Below are 22,775 nucleotides of genomic sequence, written 5' to 3'. Positions count from 1 at the left end.
AAAGGAATGAATGAACTTGGATACATTTCACCACATTGTAGTAGCTTATGACGGACAGGATGAAAGTTCAGCAGCTCTAACTAAAGGAATTCAGCTGAGCAAGCAGCTCGGAACACGATTAACGGTTGTTCACGTCTATCAGGCAGAGCATGCCATGAATACTGGAGGCGTCAGACCCGGTATTCCGAGTGCTCCTGCAAACGGTTACCTGACTGATAACCTTCAGAACTATCCGGTTGCCCCTGATGCGGCACGCCAGTTTGATGATCAGCCTAAAAATGACCACTTCGACCATTCTGATGAGGTCTCGTCGAGGATCCGAATGAAGCTTGATGAGAACCAGGCAACCGGAGACGTTGAGATTCTGTCAGGCTCCCCGGCAGATGCCATCCTTTCATTTGCCGATGAACATGCAGCTGACCTCATCATTATGGGCAACAGTGATTCAGGCGGCCTTAAAAAACTGCTTTTCGGCGGAGTAAGCGATAAAGTGCATCATCAGTCAAATATTTCAGTGCTGATTGCAAAATAAATGTGCTAACGGGTGCTTTTTTAAGCATCCGTTTTTTTGAGAGCTAAACACTTAAAAACCCCTGACACAAACAAAGTTTCAGGGGTTTTTTCGTCCCTTGCTTAATCCTGTTCCATTTACTTTTATCACCAGTTGACATAGATCAATAGACTGATATAATACTTTTATGCACAAAAGCATAAAAGCGTTTAAGTATAAAAGGAAGGAATTTCAATTTATGAGTCAATCAAAATCACTTTCATTCACTGGTTCAGTGATTCTATTTTTATCGATGATCGGCATTATTTTCATCAGTTTATTTTACTTAAAAACAGAACCGCATCTTCCGCTGATGCTTTGCCTTGTTTTTCTAAGCGGCGCAGCCATTCTTTATAAGTACTCCTGGAAGGAAATTGAGGACGGGATTGTAAAAGGCATTCAATCCGGTGTTCAGCCTATTATTATTCTTGCTTTAATCGGGATTCTTATTGGAGCCTGGATGTTCAGCGGAACCATACCTACTGTCATGATGGCCGCTTTGTCCATCATAGATCCCGCGTACCTCCTGATTTTGACTCTTTTATGCTGCACCATTATTTCAAGTCTTGTGGGCAGCAGTTTTACAACGGTCAGTACAGTCGGAGTTGCTCTTATGGGAGTGGCCATTGCCGCAGGAGTTCCCGTTGAATGGGCTGCAGGGGCTGTTATTTGCGGGGCATGCTTCGGGGATAAAATGTCGCCGATGTCAGATACAACGAATTTTGCCTCAGGTGTGGCTGAAGTCAATATTTTTACTCATATCCGCCATATGGCAAAAACGACGATTCCCGCTTATGCGATAACAGCAGCACTTTTCTGGTATATGGGGACAACTCTTTCTGCTGACGGAGCAACACTTGATAACATTAAGGAAATTATGACGGTCATGAAAGAGCACGTCACAATCAGTCCATGGACCTTGATCTCTCCTCTGATTGTGATTGGACTTGCCATCTCACGGGTTCCTGTTATTCCTGCTCTTGCAGCAGGCATTGCAACGGCCGGCATCACAGGTCTCCTCATTCAGGACGGGACAAATCTTTCCGGTTTCTTAGCCGTTCTGCAAAATGGAACAGCGTTTGATATTCAGCAGGAAACCGTCCAGCAAATGCTTAACCGCGGCGGGCTTCAGTCTATGATGTGGTCCATTTCGCTGATTATGATCGCCTTTGCTTTAGGCGGATTGATGGATAAAATGCAGCTGATCCAGACTTTATTAAACGGATTGATTGAGAGAATTAAAGTCAAAGGGCAGCTGATCCTTGCAACTATTTCTTCTTCAATCGGAGTTAATCTCGTAACGGGAGAGCAGTATTTGTCCATACTCATTCCCGGTCAGTCGTTTAAACCGGCCTATGAAAAACTGAACGTTGAAAAGAAATATTTATCAAGATCCCTTGAAGATGCCGGAACACTGATCAATCCCCTTATTCCCTGGGGAGTAAGCGGAGCCTTTTTCGCGCAGACACTCGGTGTGGACGTCATAGCGTACCTGCCATTTGCGTTCTTTCTCTACCTGTCTCCATTGTTTTCTGTCCTTTTTGGATTCCTGCCTGTCAGGAAACATACACTCTAGCAGAAAATCCCGCCTAAACCAGGCGGGATTTTTATTATTATTTCTCGACCACTTTCGTTTCTTTTGCGATCAGTTCATCAAACAGCTTTTGAAGCTTTCTTGTGACCGGGCCTGGAATTCCTTCTCCAATCTTTCCTTCATCAACCTTTATGACAGGAATCACTTCACTGGTCGTAGATGTGATAAATGCTTCATCAAGAGAGACAAGACCTTCAGTGCTCAATCTTTCTTCCAGAAACTCAATTCCGTTCTGTCTGCAAAGCTCTTCTACTTTCATTCTCGTAACACCATTCAGGATCAGGTTATTCGCAGGATGAGTAAACACACTTCCGTTTTTCACCCCGTAGAAATTGGAGGAAGAACCCTCTGTAATCATACCGCTTCTGTGAAGGAGCGCCTCATAATCCCCGCGGTCATGTGCCTCCTGTTTTGCTAGGACATTGCCCAGCAGATTCAGGCTTTTAATATCGCATCTGAGCCAGCGCACGTCTTCAAGCAGGCTGAGAGAAATCCCTACCTCCTGCTCTTTTGCCGGTTTTGAGCATGGAATTGGATAGGCCGTTAATTCAGGAACCGTACCCTTGCCAGGAAACAGATGCTTTCTTGCGGCAGCTCCTCTTGTAACCTGCATATAGATACCGCCGTCTTCTGTCTTATTCAGGCGGAGAAGTTCTTCAAGCTGATCTGTCAGCTCCCCTATCGTATATGGAAGGTCGATTTTGATTTCTTCTGCGCTTCGAATGAACCGCTCCATATGCTCCTTCATCGCAAAAAATGCCCCATCATATACCCTGATGACCTCGTAAACCCCGTCACCGAACTGATGGCCCCTGTCTTCAAGATCAATCGCTACTTCATCACGCTTTTTATATTCGCCGTTAACAAGTATGTACATGATAAATCTCCTTTTTATAAGACTTAGTGTAACCTTCCCTTTAACCTATGGTATGATGAAACACGCTGAACTGTAAAATGGTTTTCTATTTTTCTTTCGACATTTTCATAGATTTCAGTTGAAATTATAACCCATGTCATTTATGATGAGAATATCAAACAACACAACATATTGATTTTACTACTAAAACTACATACCACATATTGAAATAATCAGCGAATCAAGGTGCCAACATGTTGGCTTAAAAGGGAATCCGGTGCAAATCCGGAACTGTCCCCGCAACTGTAAGTGTGACGAACTGGGAATACCACTGTACGAGAGAAATGTATGGGAAGGACTCAGCGCAGAGTGATCACAAGTCAGGAGACCTGCCTTAGATTTGCAGAAGTTTCGAATTCTTCGGGGACTGAGGAGATGAAACGATGGCCAGTAACAGGGATGCGTGCACCCTCTTATTCTATCGTTTGATCCGCTCATGTTCTCATGGGCGGTTTTTTTGATTTTCCGCAGTTTTTTTCCTGAAAGATCAATGACCGTTATACGGAAATCCGAACTATAAATGAGGAGGATGTCTTATGGCAACCAAAATAACCACTGTCATCGTAAACGAACTGACAAACGAAAAAGCCCCGTTCTCACCGCAGCGGCTGACTGACTTTATTTCTGAAACCGGAAAAGATTTTAAAGAGCTTGACCTCCATACATACACCGAAAGAGCTGTTCAAAGCATGGAAGGCCGGACTGTCTGTTCTGCCTCTCAGGTGACCAACCTGCTCATTCTCGAAGGCCTTTCAAATATCAGTGAGCTTCAGCCGGAATGGACCTTTTTCTGTGCCCGGATTTATCTAAAAAAGCTGTATAAAGAAGCGGCATATAACAGGGAATCAGGAGGCGGCACCTTTCTGTCGCTGATTAAAACCCTTACAGCAAAAGGCATCTACAGCAGACACCTTCTTGACTCTTATTCCGAAGAAGAAATTGAACAGCTTTCAGAAGTCATTGACCATGACAAAGACAAGCTTTTTACATACATCGGGCTCCGGACACTCTCTGACCGGTATCTTGCGAGAGATTATGACAAGTCGGTTTATGAGCTTCCCCAGGAGAGGTATCTCGTCATCGCCATGACGCTGATGGCAAAGGAGAAAACGGAACACCGCCTCCAGCTTGTAAAAGAAGCGTACTGGGCACTCAGCAATTTATATATGACCGTTGCGACTCCGACTTTGTCAAACGCAGGAAAGCCTGTCGGACAGCTGTCCAGCTGTTTTATTGATACAGTTGATGACAGTCTGCAGGGCATCTTCGACAGCAACACAGACATTGCCAATCTTTCAAAATCAGGCGGAGGCATCGGCGTTTATCTCGGGAAAATCCGCAGCCGCGGGAGTGATATTAAAGGCTTTAAAGGAGTATCGTCCGGTGTCATACCGTGGATGAAGCAGCTGAACAATACGGCGGTAAGCGTGGATCAGCTCGGGCAAAGAAAAGGTGCGATCGCCGTTTACCTCGACGTCTGGCACAAGGATATCTATTCCTTCCTTGATTCCAAGCTGAACAACGGGGATGAGCGTTTACGCACACATGACCTCTTCACCGGCGTCTGCCTGCCGGACCTTTTCATGGAACAGGCTGAAAACCGCGGAGAGTGGCATTTGTTCGACCCTCATGAAGTTCGGAAAGTCATGGGTTACTCCTTGGAAGATTATTATGATGAGCAAAAAGGCGCAGGGTCGTTCCGCGAAAAATATTGGGAATGCGCCAATCATCCGGAACTCTCAAAAACTACCGTTCCTGCAATTGACATTATGAAGGGCATTATGAAAAGCCAGCTTGAGTCAGGGACCCCCTTTATGTTTTACCGGGATGAAGTGAACCGGAAAAATCCCAATGCGCATAAAGGAATGGTTTACTGCAGCAATCTCTGTACAGAAATCACTCAGAACCAAAGCCCGACAACAATGGATGAACAGTATACAGAAGACGGCAAAATCATTACTGTTAAAACACCGGGAGATTTTGTTGTGTGCAACCTCTCTTCCATCAACCTTGCCCGCGCTGTGTCAGATGATGTGCTTGAGCGGCTGATCCACGTTCAGGTCAGAATGCTCGATAACGTCATCGATTTAAATGACATTCCCGTTCTTCAGGCTAAGCTCACAAACCAAAAGTACCGGGCAGTCGGCCTCGGAACCTTTGGATGGCACCACCTTCTTGCTCTTAAGCGTCTGCGCTGGGAAGACGAAGAAGCCGTTCAGTATGCGGATGAACTCTATGAAAAAATAGCCTTTTACACGATTCAGGCAAGCATGAGGCTTGCGGAAGAAAAAGGCGCCTATCCTGTCTTTGAAGGTTCAGGCTGGCATACCGGCGACTACTTTAAGAACAGAAACTATACATCTGACTCTATGCCATGGGATGAGCTTTCAGAAAAGATTAAAGTAAACGGCATCCGAAACGGATATTTAATGGCCGTTGCCCCGAATGCTTCAACATCGATTCTCGCGGGAAGCACGGCAAGCATCGATCCTATTTTTCAAAAAATGTACTCTGAAGAGAAAAAAGACTACAAAATACCTGTTACTGCACCGGACTTGAATGCAGAAACCACCTGGTTTTATAAGTCAGCCTATTTGATTGACCAGATGTGGAGCATTAAACAGAACGCAGCCAGACAAAAGCACATCGATCAATCTGTCTCATTTAACTTTTACGTCCGCAACACCATAAAAGCAAAAGAGCTGCTCGACCTGCACCTGACAGCATGGAAAGCGGGTCTTAAAACCACTTACTACGTCCGGTCAACATCAAGCGATATCGAAGACTGCGAATCCTGCGCAAGCTGATAAAGGAGAGATCGTATATGACACATTCATTGAACGCGCGTCCGATCATGGACGCTTCTGCACCAAACCGTTCAACTTCCATCATTAATGGAAGGAGCTCCAATGTTTTAAACTGGGACGACGTATCCTATCCCTGGGCTTATGCAAAATACAAGAAAATGCTCTCCAATTTCTGGACGCCGTTTGAGATCAACATGTCGGGGGACATAAAACAGTTTCCCGAACTTTCAGGTGACGAACAGGAGGCATTTCTTAAAATCATCGGCCTTCTCGCCCTTCTTGACAGCATCCAGACTGATTATGCCGGAAAAGTAGCGGAGTATATCACAGACTCAAGCATCAATGCCCTGATGATTATGCTCGCCCAGCAGGAAGTCATCCACAACCATTCCTACTCATATGTTTTATCAAGCATCGTTCCAAAGCATGTTCAGGATGAAGTGTTTGAATACTGGCGCAGCGAACCGACGCTGCGGAAGAGAAATGAATTTGTGACAAACGGCTATCAGGCGTTTGCGGAGGAAGCGAATGTGCTGAACCTGCTGAAATCGATTGTGTATGACGTCATTCTTGAAGGGCTCTTTTTCTACTCGGGATTCGCGTATTTTTATAATCTCGCGCGTAATCAAAAAATGGTCGCCACCTCCACGATGATTAACTATATTAATCGGGATGAGCAAATTCATGTGGATCTGTTCGTGAAAATTTTCAAGGAAATTCTCCGCGAATATCCGGAGTATAATACACCTGAGCTGGCAGCATTCGTTCAGAAAACCTTTAAAGAAGCAGCCACCCTTGAAATCGAGTGGGGACGCACCATTATCGGGAACAAAATCGACGGCATCCATATGCAGGATGTGGAAGATTATATTAAATTTTATGCAAACGTAAGATGCAATCAGCTGGGCTTTGAGCGTCCGTTTGAAGCAAACCGGACAAACCCGCTGAAATGGATCAAGGCCTACGAAGAGGTTGACCTCGGAAAATCAGACTTTTTCGAGCAGAAGTCAAGACAGTATACAAAGGTCAACTCAATTGACAACGGATTTGATGATTTGTAAATCATTTGTAAAAAAACGCCACTACGGCGTTTTTTTTTTGGAAATGTGATACAAAATTATATTTAATCCGTTAGCTTTACAGCAGGAATAAACCGTCTCCCGCTTTCCAATATGCGACAATAAATGATATTCTTTAATTTAGACGAATGTCTGATTAAATTAGAGGAGATTAGGAGATGACAGTAAACGACGACGCTAAGTTGTACGAAAGGATCCTGAGGAAAGACAAGGATGCTCTGGAAGCTATGTACGACCGCTACGAAAAACTGCTTTACTCTTTTGCCTTCCGCATCACTCATGATCATACTCTCGCTGAAGAAGTTCTTCAGGATGTTTTTATGAAGCTGTGGCACGGGAAAAGTGTCTACGACAGCAGCAAAGGAAAATTCACCTCCTGGCTATTAACCGTCACAAGAAATCAGGCCATTGACCTGATTCGCAAACATAAAAAGGCGGACACCGTCGAAATATTAGAAAAGGACTCTGTTTCCACTCCGGAACAATCCGTCGAACATGAGGTTGAATGGATGGAAAAAGGCGAGATTTTAAGAGAAGCTGTGTCCAAACTGAAAAAGGACCAGCAGCAGATGATAGAACTTTTCTATTTTAAAGGGTTTACCCAGCAGAAGATCTCGGATGTGTACCAGATACCGCTTGGAACAGTGAAAGGACGAATAAGGCTTGCGCTGAAACACCTGAGGAGCATGCTTGAAAAAGAAGGGAGGGTTATGGATGAGTAGCCAAATGTGTGAAAAGCTGTATGATTATTTTAGTGAAAATTTGACACCGGCAGAAAAGGCCGAGTTTGAAGCTCATTTGGAGTCCTGCCCTGATTGCAGAGAAGAATTTCAGGAATTAACCTCGCTGACCGAAGACCTCCCTTATCTCTCTGAGCCTGTGCAGCCTCCCCGGGAAATGAAGCAGCGCATTCTTGGAAATGTGTTTGAATCTGATTCTGCTGTGGTTGAGCAAAATAAAGATGACCAAAAGAAGATGGTCTACACTCCGGTTCAAATCAAGTCCGAAAAACGGCCAAACCGATTTGTCCTCCCGTCTGTTGCAGCTCTGCTCTTTGCATCATTGCTTGGAAATGCTTATTTTGTCACTCAGATGGAGAATGAACCACCTCAGGAAAAAGCTTTCAGTATGGACGATCTAAAAAAACAGGTTGCACTTGCACCTGTTGATGATCAGCTGAGCGAATCAACAGCTATGGCAGCCCTGATGAAAAAAGACTCTAAAGAAATGGTCTTCCTTCAGGCCGAGCAGCTGAAGCAGTTGAATGAAGGCGAAGTATATCAGGTATGGCTGATAGAAAATGACAAGCCGGTAGCGGCAGGTTCATTCGTTCCAGATTCATCCGGACATGGTGCCGTCATGTACGAAATGAATCTGGAAGGCGGATTCAACTGGGATACGATAGCCATAACGATTGAACCAAAAGCAGGAAATAAAGCTCCTGAAGGCGCTGTTGTACTTGCGTCACAGCTATAGTCCCCCAGAGAGTACGGTAATACCGTACCCTCTTTTTTTTGTGCTTAAACCCCCTTTCTCCGTATTTTGCCGCTGCCCTTTTCGGCAAAAACCACCAAAATTAAACAATAAACTCTAATATTTACAATAAATTTACAGAAAATTCATTTAAGTACTACATCATCCATCTAAAATGGAATTTGTGTAAATAATTTGTAAAAAAGGAGATTGTCATGACCCGCAAAAAAAGAAAGACCTATCTCATTATTCCCTTCATTCTTGTCATGCTTGCCTCAAATTTGCTAACGGCTTTTGCTCCGTCAATGGTCTATGCAGAAAATAATGCTGACGGGACTGAAGCCATCGTAATTGACCAGAAAGAAACAACTGAAACAGAACCTCCATCAGAGCCTGCCCCAATTCCTGAGCAGCCAGAGAGTGAAAACGAATTGCCTGCAGACAAAGGGAATCAGCAGGCTGAAGTTCCCGGCCATGGAGACGCAGCGGTGACGAACGAGGAGCCGGCTGAACCTCAAAAAGCGGAAACCCCTCAAACCGAGCAAAAAGAAACAGAACATCCCGCTTCACCTGAACAAGCAGCAGATGAAAAAGAAAAAGCCCCTGAACAGGCAGCTGCTGAACAAGAAAGCCCAGCAGCAAAGACAACTGCCCTGCCGCTTCTCATCACGGAAATCATGCCCGACAATACCGGTGCTGACGAATTTGAGTACATAGAAGTTCACAACCCGACAAATAAAGCAATCATGCTTGATCATTACACCATTTCTCTCCGCTACACAGACGGCAGCAGCCCTGATAAACCTGCGGTGTTCCGCCCTTTTGAAGTAGGGTCAGGAAAGACAGCGGTACTTTGGCTGAACCTGTCAAATAAAACCCTTGAAGACTTCAATCAGAAATACGGCGTGCAATTAACACAAGAGCAGGTCGTTGAATTTACAGGCACACCTAACTTTGCAAATGGCGGCAGCCGCGGCTTTGCCATTACAGGACAAAACGGAGACATCATATCAGCCGCATATCTTGGCGAAGATATCAGCAGCGGAAGGTCTGTCCATTTTACATTCCCGGAAACCGGCACCGAAATGAAAAAACTTGAAGCAAAAGCGGCCCCGACTCCCGGAACCATCCTTGAATCCCAGGCTCCTTTGGAAATTGTGGAGACACCCGAGAATGCTGCCCCGTCAGCAAGTCACGAGCCCTTAAAATCTGCAGCTGCAGGAAGTGCGGCCAGCATCTCTGCAGTTATAAAAGATGACACGGCTGATCATAAGGCAACCCTTTATTACAAAACGGCAGAAGACTACATTAAACTGCCCATGACTGCTGAAGGCGATGTTTTCAGTGCATCCGTACCACAAGAAGAACTGACCGGCAAAAGCTTTTTCTATTACATAGAAATCACCGATCCCAACAACAGGGTGATTTTGAACAACAGCGGAGCTGATTATGAGGTTTCAATTGAGAAACCTGAAAATCCTGAAGACCCGCCGGAAGAACCGCAGCCTGATAATCCGGAAGACTTTGAAACCTTTCCTCACCTTTTGATCACCGAGATTTCTCCAAACTCTGCAGGTGCAGGAACGGATTACTATGAATATTTCGAAGTCTACAACAATACAGACCAAATGCAGTCCCTCTCTGACTACTCATTTATCTACCGTTATACAGACACAGGAAATGAACTGCCTTTTCAGCTTCCTGAAGGTCTTTCCATCAGCCCCCAGGAATCACTTGTCCTATGGTTTAATAATGGTGATCTGAAAGCAGATGATTTTAACAGGCAGTTTGGAACTTCACTGGGCACTGAAAACCTTGCATCCTTTAAAGACACATTCCCAGGCTTTGCAAATGGCGGAAACAGGGGCATTGCCATCAAAGACCGTACAGGAGCGGAAATCATCTCTGCCTCATACTTGGCCAATGAAACCGATAATAACGGAAAAACCGTAAAATATAAGTACCCTGAAACAGGTACTGAGATGGTCAAGCTGCAGACTCTCGCAGACCCTGATCCCGGAGCCTTTTCTGCAAGTCAGGTACCTGCTCAGCCTGTGAAAGTTCCTGAAAAAGCCGTGGACACGGTTAAGCCCGAAATTACACACACACAGCTAAAAGAAGCAGAAGGATTTAAAGATATTGAAATGACGGCTGAAGTAACCGACGATAAAGCCGCTCCATTTGCCACGCTTTATTACAAATCAGATAAAGACGGCACATTTATCTCAATTCCAATGAACTCAGATGCAGCAAAGCCAGAGCAGTTCAAAGCCATTATTCCGGGTTCAGATGTTCTCTCGGATCTTGTTTACTATATCGAGGCATCAGACGGGACCAACACAGCAGCAACGAAAGAATTCAAAATCAAAGTAAACATTCCTGATGCTGATACGGAAAAGCTCCCTCCATTCCTTGTAACAGAGGTAGTGCCGGATTCGACAAATGTCGGCTCAGCTGACGGCTATGAGTTTATTGAAATCTACAACAATACAAATCAGGCCGTGAATTTCAAAGATTACAAGATTAATTACCGCTACGGCATGGAGGCGGCAACTGATGTCGTTTGGGCATCGGTCCCTGATGACATTGTCATCCCTTCAGGCAGGACGCTTGTTTTCTGGATGATCAACGAAGAAAACAAAAACAGCACTGTATCCGACTTTAACAAAAATTACGGTACAAGCTTAGAAGAGAATAAAGATATTGTCCGCATTTACAGTGCAGGAATGGCGAATGGAAGTGCCCGCGGACTCGTTGTTTCTACGAATACAAATAAAGAAATTTCCGTTGCCTACTACAATGAGCAAACAGGAAAAGACGACACTGCTGCAGACAAAGGAATCTTGTACACATACCCGGCTGACGGCTCAACTGTTCAAGTAAAGGTAAGTGCAGGGATGAAACAGGCAGCTCCAGGAACGGTAGAAGACTATCAGATCCCAAAAAAGCCCGTCACCCTGAAACAGGATAAGAATCCACCGTCCATTCAGGACCTGACCGATCTGACTAAAATCGATCAAAAAGAAGATATTCATATTCTGGCAGATGCCAAGGATGATCAATCCGTTAAATCTGTCCGCCTTTTTTATAAAGTCGATAACCAGTCAGACTACCAAAGCGCGATCTTAAAAGAAAATTATGATGATATGCTTTATCACCATACTATTTACTCACCGGACCTGATTGGAAGAAAATCAGTCGAATATTATTTTACTGTCTCAGACGGAATGAATGAAACAGTCAGCGGCAAAAAGAAAATTGCCATTACAAGTGATTTTGATGGTGCCGATCTTCGGTTGAATCTTGAAAACGGACAGATTCTAAGCGGAGAAAAAGTCATAAAAGCTACAGCAAAAGAGGGAAATCCTGATCAGATTTCCATTAAAATTGACGGTAAAGAGGCAGAGGAAACCTACCGTTCTATTGAGCGCACCGCGTATTTCGCATTTGAGGCGAACGGTCTCAACACGTATTTCCAGAACGCTGTTACGATGGGCGAGGACATCCTTTATTTAATGGACAAGGATTGGTTAACAGACTGGAAAACGTACACCGTTCCGATTGATCCTGAGAGAATACAGACAGGCGAAAATATTCTCACAGTCCGTTCCGGAAATAAAGCGTCGCCATTTGATCTTGAATCAGAGGAAAACCGTGATGATTATACAATTCGTAACGTAAGACTTGTTTTATCCGACGGCACTGTCCTGAGACCGGACAATTTCGCAGATGAAAAGAAAATTATGACCATGAATGATGCTCACCCGTTTGAAGATTTTTCTTTCCAGCTTGCAGATGAACTTGCAGCAAGCAAAACCTATAAATGGAATACAAAATCTTCGTTTGACGGAGACCATATCATATCTGTACAACATTTAAATCATGCCGTGACAGCCGCTGTTAAAGTAGACAATACGGCTCCGGTTATCACTCCTTCAATTGATGAAGGCAAAGAATACAAAGGTTTATTTGAAATCAATGCGGGGATCGAGGATTCAATAGCAGGCATTGCTTCTTCAGAGACATGGCTTGATGGTGCAAAAATTGATCTTCCGTACAGCACCACCTCCGGGAAGATGAAGCCCGGTGACCATCAATTAACAGTTAAAGCAGCAGATAAGGCAGGAAATCACGCTGAGAAAGTCATCAAATTTAAAACGGCAAACGAAAATCCAGACAAAATTGAACTGATTGGACCGGCAGACGGTGCAAAAGGACTTCCTGCAGGCGATCCGAAGCTGCAGGTAAAGGTAACGGACCCTTCAAACGACAGCATGAACGTCTCCTTTTATAAAGGGTATCAATATACACCGTCTGACAGCAGTGTTAAATCATTCAAACATGCAGCGGACACAGAACCGCCCAAGCAGCAAGCACCGGCAGGCGAACAGGCTTTTACGTCTGAAGATATACAGCTGACGTCAAAAAAAGACGGCACTTATCTGACGACAGATTCAAGCACCCAGTTCCCTTATCACAGATTCGATGTAACTGTTGATCCGGCTGTGGATGATAGTGACCACATTGAGCTTAAATGGGACGGAAATTCATTAGAAGGCAGAAAAGTATCCATGTATGCCTGGAGCCATAAGCAAAAGAACTGGTCCTTGGTAGATGTTGAAATTGCAGGGACAGAGGACTTCGAACTTACCGGAAGCGTGCAAGCAGGAGAATTTGTAAAAGGCTCAAAAATCAATGTTCTTGTACAAGATGAGATTCCAAAAAGTCCGGAAGAGTATGATTACACATTTGCCTGGATGTCCGACACGCAGTATTATTCGGAAAGCTACCCGCATATTTACCAGCGCCAGACAGAATGGATTGCCCAAAAACAGGAAGAGTTAAAGATTAAGTATGTCTTCCATACCGGAGATCTTGTCAATATCTCTACAGATGAAAAGCAGTGGAAAAATGCCGATACGTCAATGAAGGTGCTTGACGATCAAAACATCCCGTACGGGGTGCTGGCCGGTAACCATGATGTTGATCAGGTATCAAACGACTATACCGATTACTATCGTTATTTTGGAGAGGACCGCTTTCAATCAAAAGATTATTACGGCGGCTCCTATCTTAACAACCGCGGCCACTACGATTTAATTTCAGCCGGAGGCAATGACTACATCATGGTTTATCTTGGCTGGGGAGTAACAGATGAAGGGATAGCCTGGATGAATGATGTTCTTTCCGCCTACCCTGAACGAAAGGCCATCTTAAGCTTCCATGAGTATTTACTGGCAAGCGGCACACGTCACCCATTGGGAGAGAAATTATATAATGAAGTAGTCGTTCCAAATAAAAACGTATTTGCTGTACTGAGCGGCCACTATCATGCCGCAAAAACGTACATTGATCAAATTGACGATAACGGCGACGGCACGCCTGACCGCACGGTTACTCAAATGCTTGCTGATTATCAGGCAGGCCCTGAAGGCGGGCAGGGATATATGAGGCTGCTTCATTTTGATCAGGACAACAACAGAATACTTGTCAATACGTATTCACCTTATTTAGATGATTATAACTATTACGATACGGATGAATTCCCTGAAATGGATGAGTTTGAGATCAGTCTTGACCTTGCCCCTGCCGAGAAGAGAATTGCCACCGATTCTTTCTCAGTAAATGTTTATACCGATCAGGCAATCGGCTCGGATGAAAACATAGAAAGCGGCTCGATTGCAGAAACAATCTGGACAGGCCTTGAAACCGGCCAAACCTATTTCTGGTACGCATCAGCCGAAGATTCGTTTACAGGAAACACCGTTTCTGACATCTGGTCCTTCACAAAAGGAGAGAAAGTAACGGTTCCTGATGAAGAAGACCCTTCTGCACCTCCTGCGGGCGGCGGAGAGAATACTGGAAATCCTCCTGCTGACGGCGGTAATCCGGGAGAAGACAGCGGCAATAACGGCCCTGGTGCTTCCCCAGATAAAAACGGCCAGGCTAAGGAGTCTGAAAATCCCCGGGTTCCAGACAATGAGGATTCGGCACGTGATCATGACAGTACACCAGAGGACAGCAATGATGCAGCTAAAGGAAGCCATTTGCCTTCCACTGCAACAGACATGTACAACCTGCTTGCTGCAGGAGGCTTATTTATCTTCGCCGGAGCATCAGTTTTGCTTTACCAAAGAAGAAAAAGAAGCGTTTCATAAGAAAACCTCGAACAATAAAAAGGAGACGATCCAGCGTGATCGCCTCCTTTTAGTTTATAGCCCAAAATGATCCATATCGCGGTTATGATTATGAATCTGCTGTTCAGCTCTCATTGCTTCAGCTTTAGGGTCGGAGTGATAAACATTCAGCTTTCGTCTTCGTTTTGATCGCAGGTCACTGATCCATCCTATAAGAACAAGTACGAGAAATCCGGCCAGAAGCCAAGCCCAGAGCGGCATTGCTCATCCCCCGTTTCCATTTTAAGGTATGTTCTAACTATATTCCGGATGATCTGCCTTTTCAAGAGACAAATGTGTCAAGGATTCACATGGCAGCAGGATTTACGGCTTTACAGCTTCTTCTTCCGCTTTCTCAATTAAAGTCGCTTCATACATTTCCTCATCAGTCTGCACTTTAATGCTCTCTTCCACACGAATTCTTCCTTTACCCATTTTATCTCCTCCTTTATTGATATCATAATTAATCTGAAAATTTAGTAAATAATAATTTCGCCCTATTTATTTGACGAATTTTTGAAGTCTGTGTAAAAGGATAGGAAAGTTCATCCTACTTTGTCGGCAAAGTTTCGACTTTTTTCAGTTGAAAATCCACTTAGACGTACATTTTGGCGAACCGTCCAAAAAAAGGACTAATGACTTATGCAGGAAATGTCTTATTCCATCAATTGATGATGTTTTTTTCCGGACTGTGTCATGTTAGTGAATGCTCCTCTTTTTAAACCTTCCTCCTCTGACTTCAGTAATATTTGCTACTGCCAAAAATGCGGAAGGATCGAGCTCTTCGACAATCAGTTTCAGCTTAGCTTCTTCAAGTCTTGTAATCACGCAGAATATGACTTTCTTTCCTTCACCTGTATAGGCGCCTTCTCCGTTTAAATAAGTGACTCCCCGTCCAAGCCTGGCAAGAATAGCCTGACCGACCTCATCTGGATTTTCACTGATGATCCAGGCAGATTTTGATTCATCAAGCCCCTGAACGACGACATCTATCGTTTTGTAGGCAATAAAATATGCAATCAGCGAATACATGGCCCGGTCCCATCCAAAAACAAATCCTGCACTTCCAAGGATAAAAAGGTTAAAGAACATAATCAGTTCCCCTACAGAAAAAGGAGACTGCTTGTTAAAGAGAATAGCGAGAATTTCCGTACCGTCAAGCGAGCCGCCGTATCTGATGACAAGACCAACGCCAATACCGAGAATAATCCCTCCAAAAACAGACGCGAGAAGCAGATCTTCGGTTAAAACAGGAACAGGATGCAAAAGAGCCGTTGCAAAACTCAGCACGACAACCCCAAACAGAGTGGAAAGAGCAAATGTTTTTCCGATCTGATTGTAGCCGATGAACAGGAAAGGGACATTGAGAAAAAAGAGAAAAAGACTCAGCTTCATATTTGTCAGGTGAGACAGAATAATTGAGATTCCCACAATTCCGCCGTCAATGATGCGATTTGGAACGAGGAAAATCTCAAGACCGACAGCCATAAGGACCGCACCCGAACAAATGAGCACCATCCGCTTTCCAATCTCTGCTTTTGGCAGCTTTTTATGCTGTTTGATCAAGGAAACTTGATGGGGCTCCATTTATCCTCCTCCTTTTAGTCACTCTTTTTCTTGTGGATTTATATATTAAATATAAGTAGAGAATGAGCGCGGCATGACTAATGAGCAAAAAAAAACCACCCTTTATCCGGGTGATTGCTGCAAATCTCTGTGATAAAATAAAAATAAAGAAAATTCGGACGGTGATGCGGATGAAACTGGTCAACATTTGTTTGAAATGCAATGGAAAAGGAAAAATCAGATCCAAGCTGCCTTTTTTCAAGAAAACCTGCACCCTCTGTAATGGGACGGGCAAGCGCCAGACAACAATTAAAGATTCCAAGCGCGCCTGAACGTCCTCAGCCTCTTTTCATTTTCTATTGATTTTCCTGCCACTTGCCCAATGCTTTTCGATTGGTCGCGATAACCGCTTCCTTAATCAGACGGCTGTATCCACCCTCTACAAGAACGTTTATTCCTTCCGCTGTAGCTCCTCCTGGTGTTGTCACTTGTTCTCTAAGTTCCTTCGGCGCTTTTTTCAGCTTCAGCATGGCAGAGGAACCGGCCATCATTTGGGAGACAAGCTTTACTGCATGTTCATGTGAAATGCCGTACGTCTCTGCCTGTTCGATCAGGCTCTCCGCAAATGCATACAGAAATGCAGGGGCACTTCCCGTAATGGCCGTTAATTGATGAACCTGTTCCTCTGTGCAAACTTCTGATTCACCTATCGCATCCAGTACATCCTTCAGCATCAGCTTATGATGTTCTAAAGTTGCCTGACCATAAGCAACAAGTGACATCGACTCGCCGATTTCAGAGGCTGTATTTGGCATGATCCATGCCGCAGGCACGTCTTGGCCAAGATGTTCTTTAAGAAAAGACGGGCCGATTCCGGCTGCAATCGTCACAACAAATTGCCCCGCTAAGACCGGCTTAAGCTCCTTCAGAAATTCTGGGTGAGCTTCAGGAGGCATAGCCAGCAGAATCATGTCCGCTTTTTCAGCATCACTGCTCCAGCTAAGCGAAGGCCTGATGCCGTACTTGTTCTCAAGATACAGGAGCTTTTCTCTGTTTCTATGATTTGATACATAAATATCCTCGATATTCGGCGACTTTACCAGCCCGGAAATAATGGATTCTGCCATCCGGCCTGCACCGATAAAAAGAATTGTCTGTTTCTTCAAAGCGTTCTTCCTCTCTTTATGTAGTGTAATAAGTGTACCAGAAAAACCGGTGCATCCGCACCGGCTTTAGCTGTACTGCTTTTCTTTTTCTTTCACTTCCTGTTTGGCTTCTTCAACGTAAATGGTCCGGCTTGGAAATGCGAAATCGACGCCTTCCTCTTCCAGGATTGCCATGATTTTAAAGTTGATGTCCTGCTTCACGCTTAAATGGTCGGCATAAGCGGTTGTTTTCGTAAAGAAATTCAGGAAAATATTGAGGCTGCTGTCGCCAAAAGCGTTAAAAACAACGTTGATTGTTTCATCATGAACGCCGTCATGCTCTGCAAGCAAATGCTCAATTCTTTTCACACACGTCTTAAGCTGTGTCTGCGTTGTATTATAAGTGACCCCAAGCGTAAACTGAATCTGCCTTTTCCCCATCTTCGTCCAGTTTGTAATCGGCTCATTGGCAAGTGTAGAGTTTGGAACCGTCACAAGGGCCTGAGCGAATGTCCGGATTTTTGTGCTTCTGAAGGATATGTCTTCTACAACTCCTTCTACACTTGGTGTTTTGATCCAGTCACCAAGGGTAAACGGCTTCTCTGTGATAATAATGATGCCCCCGAAAAAGTTGCCGATCGTCTCTTTGGCTGCAAGGGCAAAAGCAAGACCTCCAAGACCGAGTCCGGCGACAAACCCGTTCACATCATAATTAAATTCCTGGGCAATGATGCTGAAAGTAAGAGCCAGAATGACAAATCTCATGACTTTGGATAAAAACGGCCCAAGAATATCATCCATCTCAAGCTCAAACCGCTTGTTTACTTTATCAAAAAGCAGGGATGATGATGCTGTAAGGTTATACAGTCCCCACGCCAGTGTGAGAACAATGGAAGAACGGTAAAACTGGCTGAGTATGTCCCTTTGATTGTCCAAAAAAGGAGAATACAAAATCGCCAAATACAATCCGATAAGAATAAAAAACATCCGCAGCGGTTTTTCATAGGCAACTAGGACATTTCTGAACAAATCCGTCGGTGTTTTGCTGCTGAATTTAAGAATCATCTTAAACACATATTTCGTAAACAGCTTGCGGAGAACCATGAACAGAACGAAAATCCCTATACTGACGGCGATCTCAATCAGGCTTTCAGTTGAGGTATATTTTTCAAGCAATACGTTTCTCTCCCTTATATTTCTATCCCTTATATTTTTCACAAAATACTATTATACTAAACTCTTCGAGATCCTCATGGTCTTTTGGTCCCTATTTTAAAAGACATTTTTCTTAAGCTTCCCTTAAGGGATTATGAATCAATCCGGCTCAGAACAACTTTCTGGATTTTTCCCTGAGATTCTGATACCGTTATCATAAAAACCAGAGAGAGGTACATTCAATGTCACTAAACGCTTGGTTTGCAAAAGGGTTAACAGCACAGGAATACATGGAGCAAATGAATGTCAACAAAGAAGAAATGACGATTATTCACGAGGGATTTTCACTGGATGAAGACGACATCTCCATTCTCGAAAGCATGAGAAGCCAGTCTCTTCGCGTCATCATCCTGACAGAAGACTGGTGCGGAGACGCCATGCTCAACAACCCGATTCTTTTGAAAATTGCCGAAGAGGCAGGAATGGACGTGCGTTTTCTGCTTCGCGACTCCAACCTTGACTTAATGGATCAGTACTTAACAAACGGTACATCCCGTGCCATCCCAATCTTCATCTTCATCGACCGGGACGGAAATGAAAAAGCGGTCTGGGGTCCGCGCGCCCCGAAAATCCAGCAGCTTGTTGATTCGCTCAGAAAACATCTGCCTGAAAAAGATCACCCTGATTTTAAAGAAAAGCAGACAGAGATGATCCAAAAACTGACTGCCTCCTATAAAGAAGACGAATCGCTCTGGAAAGAAGTTTCATACAGCATCATTACAACGCTCAAAAAACGAAGATTGCATGTATAATCAATCCGAATAAACAGCAAAGCAGCCGTTACTTAAGCGGCTGCTTTCTTGATTTCTGCCTGAAGTTCAATTTCCACATTCCCTTTAACCGCACGGCTGATCATACACGAGCTTTCAGCACGTTCAGCAAGTTTCTTCGCGAGCTCTATATCTTTTTCTGAAGCTGCAGCTGTTAACGTGATAACAGGGCGATGCACGATTCGCTTATAGGTGATGACCCCGTTTACCACTTCAACAATCCCCTCAGATTCCATCGTTAAATCCTCTTTATCAAGGCGGCTGCGCTCCATCATGGCCGCAAGCGTAATAATGTAGCACGTTGCTGCAGCGCCGAGCAGCATTTCATCAGGATTCGTTCCGACACCCGGCCCATCCATTTCAGGCGGAATGGAAACCTTTGTTTTCAGCTGTCCGCTCTCGATTTCCCCAACGTCATTTCTGAGTCCGGGCCAATGGGCTTTCAGATAAAAAGAATGTTCAGCCATATAGATCCCTCCAAAAATAATGTGCATCTCACCATTAAAGTATAGCTTCAGCAGACCGGAATGTCAGAAATTGTGCTCAGTCAGGAAACCGACACACCTGACATCAGTCCCAAATAGGCTGAGACAATAAAAAGCAAAGCAAGAACAACCGCTGCATAAGCGTTTCTTTTTTTCATAAAACTTAAAACAATCATTCCTAGAAAAAGACCTGCCATAAATAATAGAAGGATGCCATCTATTGAAAAATGAAGGCTTACCGTTCCCTGAGGCTCTATTGTGCCCTTGACCCACTCAAACAGGGGAGCTGCTCCTTCTGAACGCAGCGTCACATTCACGTCGTGAGGCGGGGCCTGTGTTCCAAGAAAGCCTGTCAGAAAAAATACAGCGCCAATGATCAGACTCTCCGCTCTGATCCACGCGAATGTTACCGTTTCTCCCGCCTTCTTTCTTACAAAGCCATTTAGAAAAGCAAAAACAAGCAGGGGAATAATGCTTAAATGCTTCAGCAAGATCACCTGTCCATATGACAGCGGCCATGCCTGCACATAGTCCCGTAAATCAACCATCATGTTCATTACAAACAGACCCGCTGCAGTCAGGACAGAAAAGCAGACAACCGCAAAAGGCGTAAACCACTTTAAAAAGGACTGCAAGTTTTCAGGATGGACCGTAAACCAGGCAGCATGCAGTAAAACACCCGCCCATAGAGCCACAGCAAGAAAATGAATACTGTGCGAAGCCATGCCCGCCCAAAACGACAAGGACGCAGCGTGGCTTGCATAGCCAAGTGCAAAGATTATAAACAGCAGCAGCATCCCCTGAATGACTCTCGGGCCGTCCATATATAGGACGAGCCATAAGACAATGGCTGCAGCCGCTGTCATCATCCAGGATTGTCCAATCTGGAAATCCATCAGCACAGACTGCACGGTCTGGCTGATTCCTGCCGCCTGATAAAAGCTCAGGATTACTTTTAACACAGGCAGAAATGTGAGCCCGATGATCAGCACAACAGACAGCAGCAAATATTTCTTAGGAACAGCCATTTCAGGTTTTTTTTTGGCCGGCACAAGCTGCAGAACCACATGGCCAATTAAAAAGGAGAAAAGAATATAGGTTATTCCTTCTCCGATGGGTATTAGGATATTCACAGCTCTTTACCGTTTTTTTCTCATGAGAGAAATGATGAAAATAACCGCCAGAACGCCAATTGCCGCAAGGGCTATTGGCATAACCGGAGAGTTTTCCTCGGAAGCTTCAGCACTTCCGGTCTGCTCATCAGCCGGCTGTTCCTTTGCAGCTTCCCCTTCAGATTTCCCGCTGTCTTCAGGTTCTTCTTCCGTTTGCGGGGCTTCCTCATCTGTTTGCGGAGCTTCTTCAGCCTCCTGCTGAACATTGAAAGAAAGCGTTCCTTCCATTTCATGTCCGTCTTCGCCGATAATTTTCCATTCAGCTGTGTAAGCTCCGTTTTCAAGCTCATTTTGAGGCGTGCCAACCAGCTTTTCCCCTTCTGCTTTAACCTCAACAGGCACCTCAGATCCATCTTTCACAAGCTTCATCGAACTTAGGGGTTCTATCTGTGTATCAAATGTCAATTCTATTGTTTTCAAAGGTTCTGTAACAGTTGAACCCTCTTCAGGAAGAGAAGAAGTCATATGTGTGTGCGCCATGACGGCATTGGGGAAAATCAGCAAAACGGCCATTACCGCTATACTTATCCATTTTTTCATCTCGATCAATTCCTTTCACTTATATCATCCACTGTATCTTATCACGGTATACCGGCGGGACATTCGCCTAATTTCAACAGTTTTCTAAACTTCTGTCAGCCCTGATTACATAGAGAACGCGTTTTTTATAAGTTTGGATGTTTGTTTACACAAACAAAAAAACCCGGATATGTCCTACCATCCAAGTTTTGCTGCATGAAGTTTCAGCTGATTTAAATCATTTTCAAGGAGAGTGCGGTTTTCTTCTTTCTCAATTTGTCCAGCAGCAAGAATTGCAGTCTCCATATACTCGCTGTATTTAGTGCCATCACCAGCCGTCAAATATGCCCGCGCGAGGGCTTCATATGCATAAGCAAGATCAAAATCCCTGATTTCATTCGAAAGGCAGATCTCCAAGTTTCGGTGCGCATGATACAGTGCCGGCTCAGCTCTTCCTAAAATGGCGTAAACTCTTGAGATCTGCCATTCTCCCCTTGAGAGATTAAGAGCATTTCCAGCCTGCTCCCAGTGGTAGCGGGATGCATGAGCCATATGAATCATCGCATCGGTTTCCTGCTGACTCCTCGTTTCCTTTTCCATCAGGTCCCAAACTCCATTAAATAAGGTTACTGCCGTTTTCTTATGAAACACATCCATCGTTTCAGTACTCATTCCCTAACCCCCATGCTGCTGTGATTTTATTCTTTTTCTCTGAACGTAGCGCAGCAGGATCATTCCTGCAAATAGTGCACAGCCTGCAGCTATAAAAGCCGGGCCAAAACGGTTGAACAGGGCATTAACTGTTTCAGCCGAGTCGCCAAACCGGTTTCCGAGCCAAAAAAACGCGAGAGCCCATATAAATGCAGAACCGTATGCAAGCAGCGCGAATTTCCAGAACTTTACCTTGTTCATCCCTGCAAGCACAGGGCCTAAATGACGCAGAAGCGGAAAAAAATAAGTGATTCCAAGCGTATATTCTCCGTATTTTGAGAAGCGGTGCTGAAATCGTTCAAACCGTCTCTTTGCTCTTTCTTTTCTGACAAGAATGGAAAGGGCAAGCCCGCCAAAACTTTTTCCGATCAAGAACCAGCATGTAAGGGCAGTCATGATACCCAAATATGAGGTGAAAAAAGCAGGAACCGGATGCAGGATCCCGTGTGAAGATGCAAATCCTCCCATCATGATGATGACTTCGTTAGGAAGGGGAATAAAGAAGGTACCCGCTGAAAGCATGACGTAAAGGGCAACATATCCGTATTCCTCCATAAAAATAAGAAGCTCCGAACTCTCCATGTTTTTCACTGCCCT

Annotated in this window: 19 protein-coding genes and 1 riboswitch; of the genes, 8 read left to right on the top strand and 11 right to left on the bottom strand. The window is 44.5% G+C overall.

What is annotated here, in order from left to right; translation table 11 throughout:
• The first annotated feature begins 16 nt into the window (after positions 1-16).
• Entirely contained in the window at positions 17-532 is a 516-nt protein-coding gene (locus ACK1LH_RS04070; RefSeq protein WP_051827417.1) for a universal stress protein, read from the top strand.
• 217 nt (positions 533-749) lie between these two features.
• Positions 750-2,126 carry a Na+/H+ antiporter NhaC gene (nhaC, locus tag ACK1LH_RS04065; RefSeq protein WP_029283589.1) on the top strand — a complete coding sequence of 459 codons (1,377 nt, stop codon included), beginning with the start codon at positions 750-752 and terminating at the stop codon, positions 2,124-2,126.
• Between the two features lie 37 nt (positions 2,127-2,163).
• Here the strand turns inward: nhaC and dat are convergent, their stop codons facing one another.
• Positions 2,164-3,021, bottom strand: coding sequence for a D-amino-acid transaminase (gene dat, locus ACK1LH_RS04060; RefSeq protein ID WP_029283587.1), 858 nt, complete (start codon positions 3,019-3,021; stop codon positions 2,164-2,166).
• Positions 3,022-3,227: 206 nt separating this feature from the next.
• Positions 3,228-3,412: riboswitch (cobalamin riboswitch) on the top strand.
• A 184-nt stretch (positions 3,413-3,596) separates the two neighbouring features.
• Between dat and ACK1LH_RS04055 the strand changes: the two genes are divergently transcribed.
• The 5 genes from ACK1LH_RS04055 to ACK1LH_RS04035 all read left to right on the top strand — a co-directional run bounded on the left by ACK1LH_RS04055 (position 3,597) and on the right by ACK1LH_RS04035 (position 14,577).
• Complete coding sequence (locus tag ACK1LH_RS04055; RefSeq protein ID WP_411334565.1) at positions 3,597-5,867, top strand: ribonucleoside-diphosphate reductase subunit alpha; 2,271 nt, start codon at positions 3,597-3,599, stop codon at positions 5,865-5,867.
• Between the two features lie 17 nt (positions 5,868-5,884).
• Entirely contained in the window at positions 5,885-6,928 is a 1,044-nt protein-coding gene (locus ACK1LH_RS04050; protein WP_411334564.1) for a ribonucleotide-diphosphate reductase subunit beta, read from the top strand.
• 176 nt (positions 6,929-7,104) lie between these two features.
• On the top strand, positions 7,105-7,668 hold the full coding sequence (locus ACK1LH_RS04045) for an RNA polymerase sigma factor (protein ID WP_029283581.1): 564 nt from the start codon (positions 7,105-7,107) through the stop codon (positions 7,666-7,668).
• Positions 7,661-8,422, top strand: a complete 762-nt coding sequence (locus tag ACK1LH_RS04040) for an anti-sigma factor domain-containing protein (RefSeq protein ID WP_411334563.1) — start codon at positions 7,661-7,663, stop codon at positions 8,420-8,422. The genes ACK1LH_RS04045 and ACK1LH_RS04040 overlap by 8 nt, the downstream gene beginning before the upstream one ends.
• 212 nt (positions 8,423-8,634) lie before the next feature.
• Complete coding sequence (locus ACK1LH_RS04035) at positions 8,635-14,577, top strand: lamin tail domain-containing protein (protein ID WP_411334562.1); 5,943 nt, start codon at positions 8,635-8,637, stop codon at positions 14,575-14,577.
• A 54-nt stretch (positions 14,578-14,631) separates the two neighbouring features.
• Here the strand turns inward: ACK1LH_RS04035 and ACK1LH_RS04030 are convergent, their stop codons facing one another.
• The 5 genes from ACK1LH_RS04030 to ACK1LH_RS04010 all read right to left on the bottom strand — a co-directional run bounded on the left by ACK1LH_RS04030 (position 14,632) and on the right by ACK1LH_RS04010 (position 18,482).
• Positions 14,632-14,817: a hypothetical protein gene (locus ACK1LH_RS04030; protein WP_342826414.1), complete on the bottom strand. Its 186-nt coding sequence runs from the start codon at positions 14,815-14,817 to the stop codon at positions 14,632-14,634.
• A gap of 102 nt (positions 14,818-14,919) precedes the next feature.
• Positions 14,920-15,030 carry a YhdX family protein gene (locus ACK1LH_RS04025; RefSeq protein WP_087946378.1) on the bottom strand — a complete coding sequence of 37 codons (111 nt, stop codon included), beginning with the start codon at positions 15,028-15,030 and terminating at the stop codon, positions 14,920-14,922.
• A gap of 264 nt (positions 15,031-15,294) precedes the next feature.
• Positions 15,295-16,182 carry a YitT family protein gene (locus tag ACK1LH_RS04020; protein ID WP_029283574.1) on the bottom strand — a complete coding sequence of 296 codons (888 nt, stop codon included), beginning with the start codon at positions 16,180-16,182 and terminating at the stop codon, positions 15,295-15,297.
• 335 nt (positions 16,183-16,517) lie between these two features.
• Positions 16,518-17,357, bottom strand: a complete 840-nt coding sequence (gene proC / locus ACK1LH_RS04015; RefSeq protein WP_411335064.1) for a pyrroline-5-carboxylate reductase — start codon at positions 17,355-17,357, stop codon at positions 16,518-16,520.
• 36 nt (positions 17,358-17,393) lie between these two features.
• Complete coding sequence (locus ACK1LH_RS04010) at positions 17,394-18,482, bottom strand: mechanosensitive ion channel family protein (RefSeq protein WP_242524663.1); 1,089 nt, start codon at positions 18,480-18,482, stop codon at positions 17,394-17,396.
• A 221-nt stretch (positions 18,483-18,703) separates the two neighbouring features.
• Between ACK1LH_RS04010 and ACK1LH_RS04005 the strand changes: the two genes are divergently transcribed.
• The gene (locus ACK1LH_RS04005) at positions 18,704-19,273 is read left to right on the top strand and encodes a thioredoxin family protein (RefSeq protein WP_029283566.1); all 570 of its coding nucleotides are present in this window, start codon (positions 18,704-18,706) and stop codon (positions 19,271-19,273) included.
• Positions 19,274-19,305: 32 nt separating this feature from the next.
• Here the strand turns inward: ACK1LH_RS04005 and ACK1LH_RS04000 are convergent, their stop codons facing one another.
• From ACK1LH_RS04000 to ACK1LH_RS03980, 5 genes are all read right to left on the bottom strand, one after another.
• Positions 19,306-19,758 (bottom strand): OsmC family protein, encoded by a 453-nt coding sequence (locus tag ACK1LH_RS04000; protein WP_029283565.1) that lies wholly within the window; start codon positions 19,756-19,758, stop codon positions 19,306-19,308.
• An 80-nt stretch (positions 19,759-19,838) separates the two neighbouring features.
• Positions 19,839-20,909 carry a copper resistance D family protein gene (locus tag ACK1LH_RS03995; RefSeq protein WP_411334561.1) on the bottom strand — a complete coding sequence of 357 codons (1,071 nt, stop codon included), beginning with the start codon at positions 20,907-20,909 and terminating at the stop codon, positions 19,839-19,841.
• A gap of 6 nt (positions 20,910-20,915) precedes the next feature.
• Entirely contained in the window at positions 20,916-21,488 is a 573-nt protein-coding gene (locus tag ACK1LH_RS03990) for a copper resistance protein CopC (RefSeq protein WP_203289648.1), read from the bottom strand.
• Between the two features lie 174 nt (positions 21,489-21,662).
• On the bottom strand, positions 21,663-22,139 hold the full coding sequence (locus ACK1LH_RS03985; RefSeq protein ID WP_029283560.1) for a hypothetical protein: 477 nt from the start codon (positions 22,137-22,139) through the stop codon (positions 21,663-21,665).
• Between the two features lie 3 nt (positions 22,140-22,142).
• The gene (locus tag ACK1LH_RS03980; protein ID WP_029283558.1) at positions 22,143-22,760 is read right to left on the bottom strand and encodes a DedA family protein; all 618 of its coding nucleotides are present in this window, start codon (positions 22,758-22,760) and stop codon (positions 22,143-22,145) included.
• Between the last annotated feature and the right edge of the window lie 15 nt (positions 22,761-22,775).

It is taken from the genome of Metabacillus indicus (assembly GCF_046603695.1).
Lineage (GTDB): Bacteria > Bacillota > Bacilli > Bacillales > Bacillaceae > Bacillus_P > Bacillus_P indicus.
The sequence above is the reverse complement of the archived record's forward strand: the minus strand, read 5'-3'. Positions and strand labels throughout refer to the sequence as shown.

Bases quoted from the DNA above. Each gene is read 5' to 3' on its own strand.
- nhaC (WP_029283589.1), top strand. From the start codon at position 750: ATGAGTCAATCAAAATCACTTTCATTCACTGGTTCAGTGATTCTATTT.
- dat (WP_029283587.1), bottom strand. From the start codon at position 3,021: ATGTACATACTTGTTAACGGCGAATATAAAAAGCGTGATGAAGTAGCG.
- ACK1LH_RS04055 (WP_411334565.1), top strand. From the start codon at position 3,597: ATGGCAACCAAAATAACCACTGTCATCGTAAACGAACTGACAAACGAA.
- ACK1LH_RS04050 (WP_411334564.1), top strand. From the start codon at position 5,885: ATGACACATTCATTGAACGCGCGTCCGATCATGGACGCTTCTGCACCA.
- ACK1LH_RS04045 (WP_029283581.1), top strand. From the start codon at position 7,105: ATGACAGTAAACGACGACGCTAAGTTGTACGAAAGGATCCTGAGGAAA.
- ACK1LH_RS04040 (WP_411334563.1), top strand. From the start codon at position 7,661: ATGAGTAGCCAAATGTGTGAAAAGCTGTATGATTATTTTAGTGAAAAT.
- ACK1LH_RS04035 (WP_411334562.1), top strand. From the start codon at position 8,635: ATGACCCGCAAAAAAAGAAAGACCTATCTCATTATTCCCTTCATTCTT.
- ACK1LH_RS04030 (WP_342826414.1), bottom strand. From the start codon at position 14,817: ATGCCGCTCTGGGCTTGGCTTCTGGCCGGATTTCTCGTACTTGTTCTT.
- ACK1LH_RS04025 (WP_087946378.1), bottom strand. From the start codon at position 15,030: ATGGGTAAAGGAAGAATTCGTGTGGAAGAGAGCATTAAAGTGCAGACT.
- ACK1LH_RS04020 (WP_029283574.1), bottom strand. From the start codon at position 16,182: ATGGAGCCCCATCAAGTTTCCTTGATCAAACAGCATAAAAAGCTGCCA.
- ACK1LH_RS04005 (WP_029283566.1), top strand. From the start codon at position 18,704: ATGTCACTAAACGCTTGGTTTGCAAAAGGGTTAACAGCACAGGAATAC.
- ACK1LH_RS04000 (WP_029283565.1), bottom strand. From the start codon at position 19,758: ATGGCTGAACATTCTTTTTATCTGAAAGCCCATTGGCCCGGACTCAGA.
- ACK1LH_RS03990 (WP_203289648.1), bottom strand. From the start codon at position 21,488: ATGAAAAAATGGATAAGTATAGCGGTAATGGCCGTTTTGCTGATTTTC.
- ACK1LH_RS03985 (WP_029283560.1), bottom strand. From the start codon at position 22,139: ATGAGTACTGAAACGATGGATGTGTTTCATAAGAAAACGGCAGTAACC.
- ACK1LH_RS03980 (WP_029283558.1), bottom strand. From the start codon at position 22,760: ATGGAGAGTTCGGAGCTTCTTATTTTTATGGAGGAATACGGATATGTT.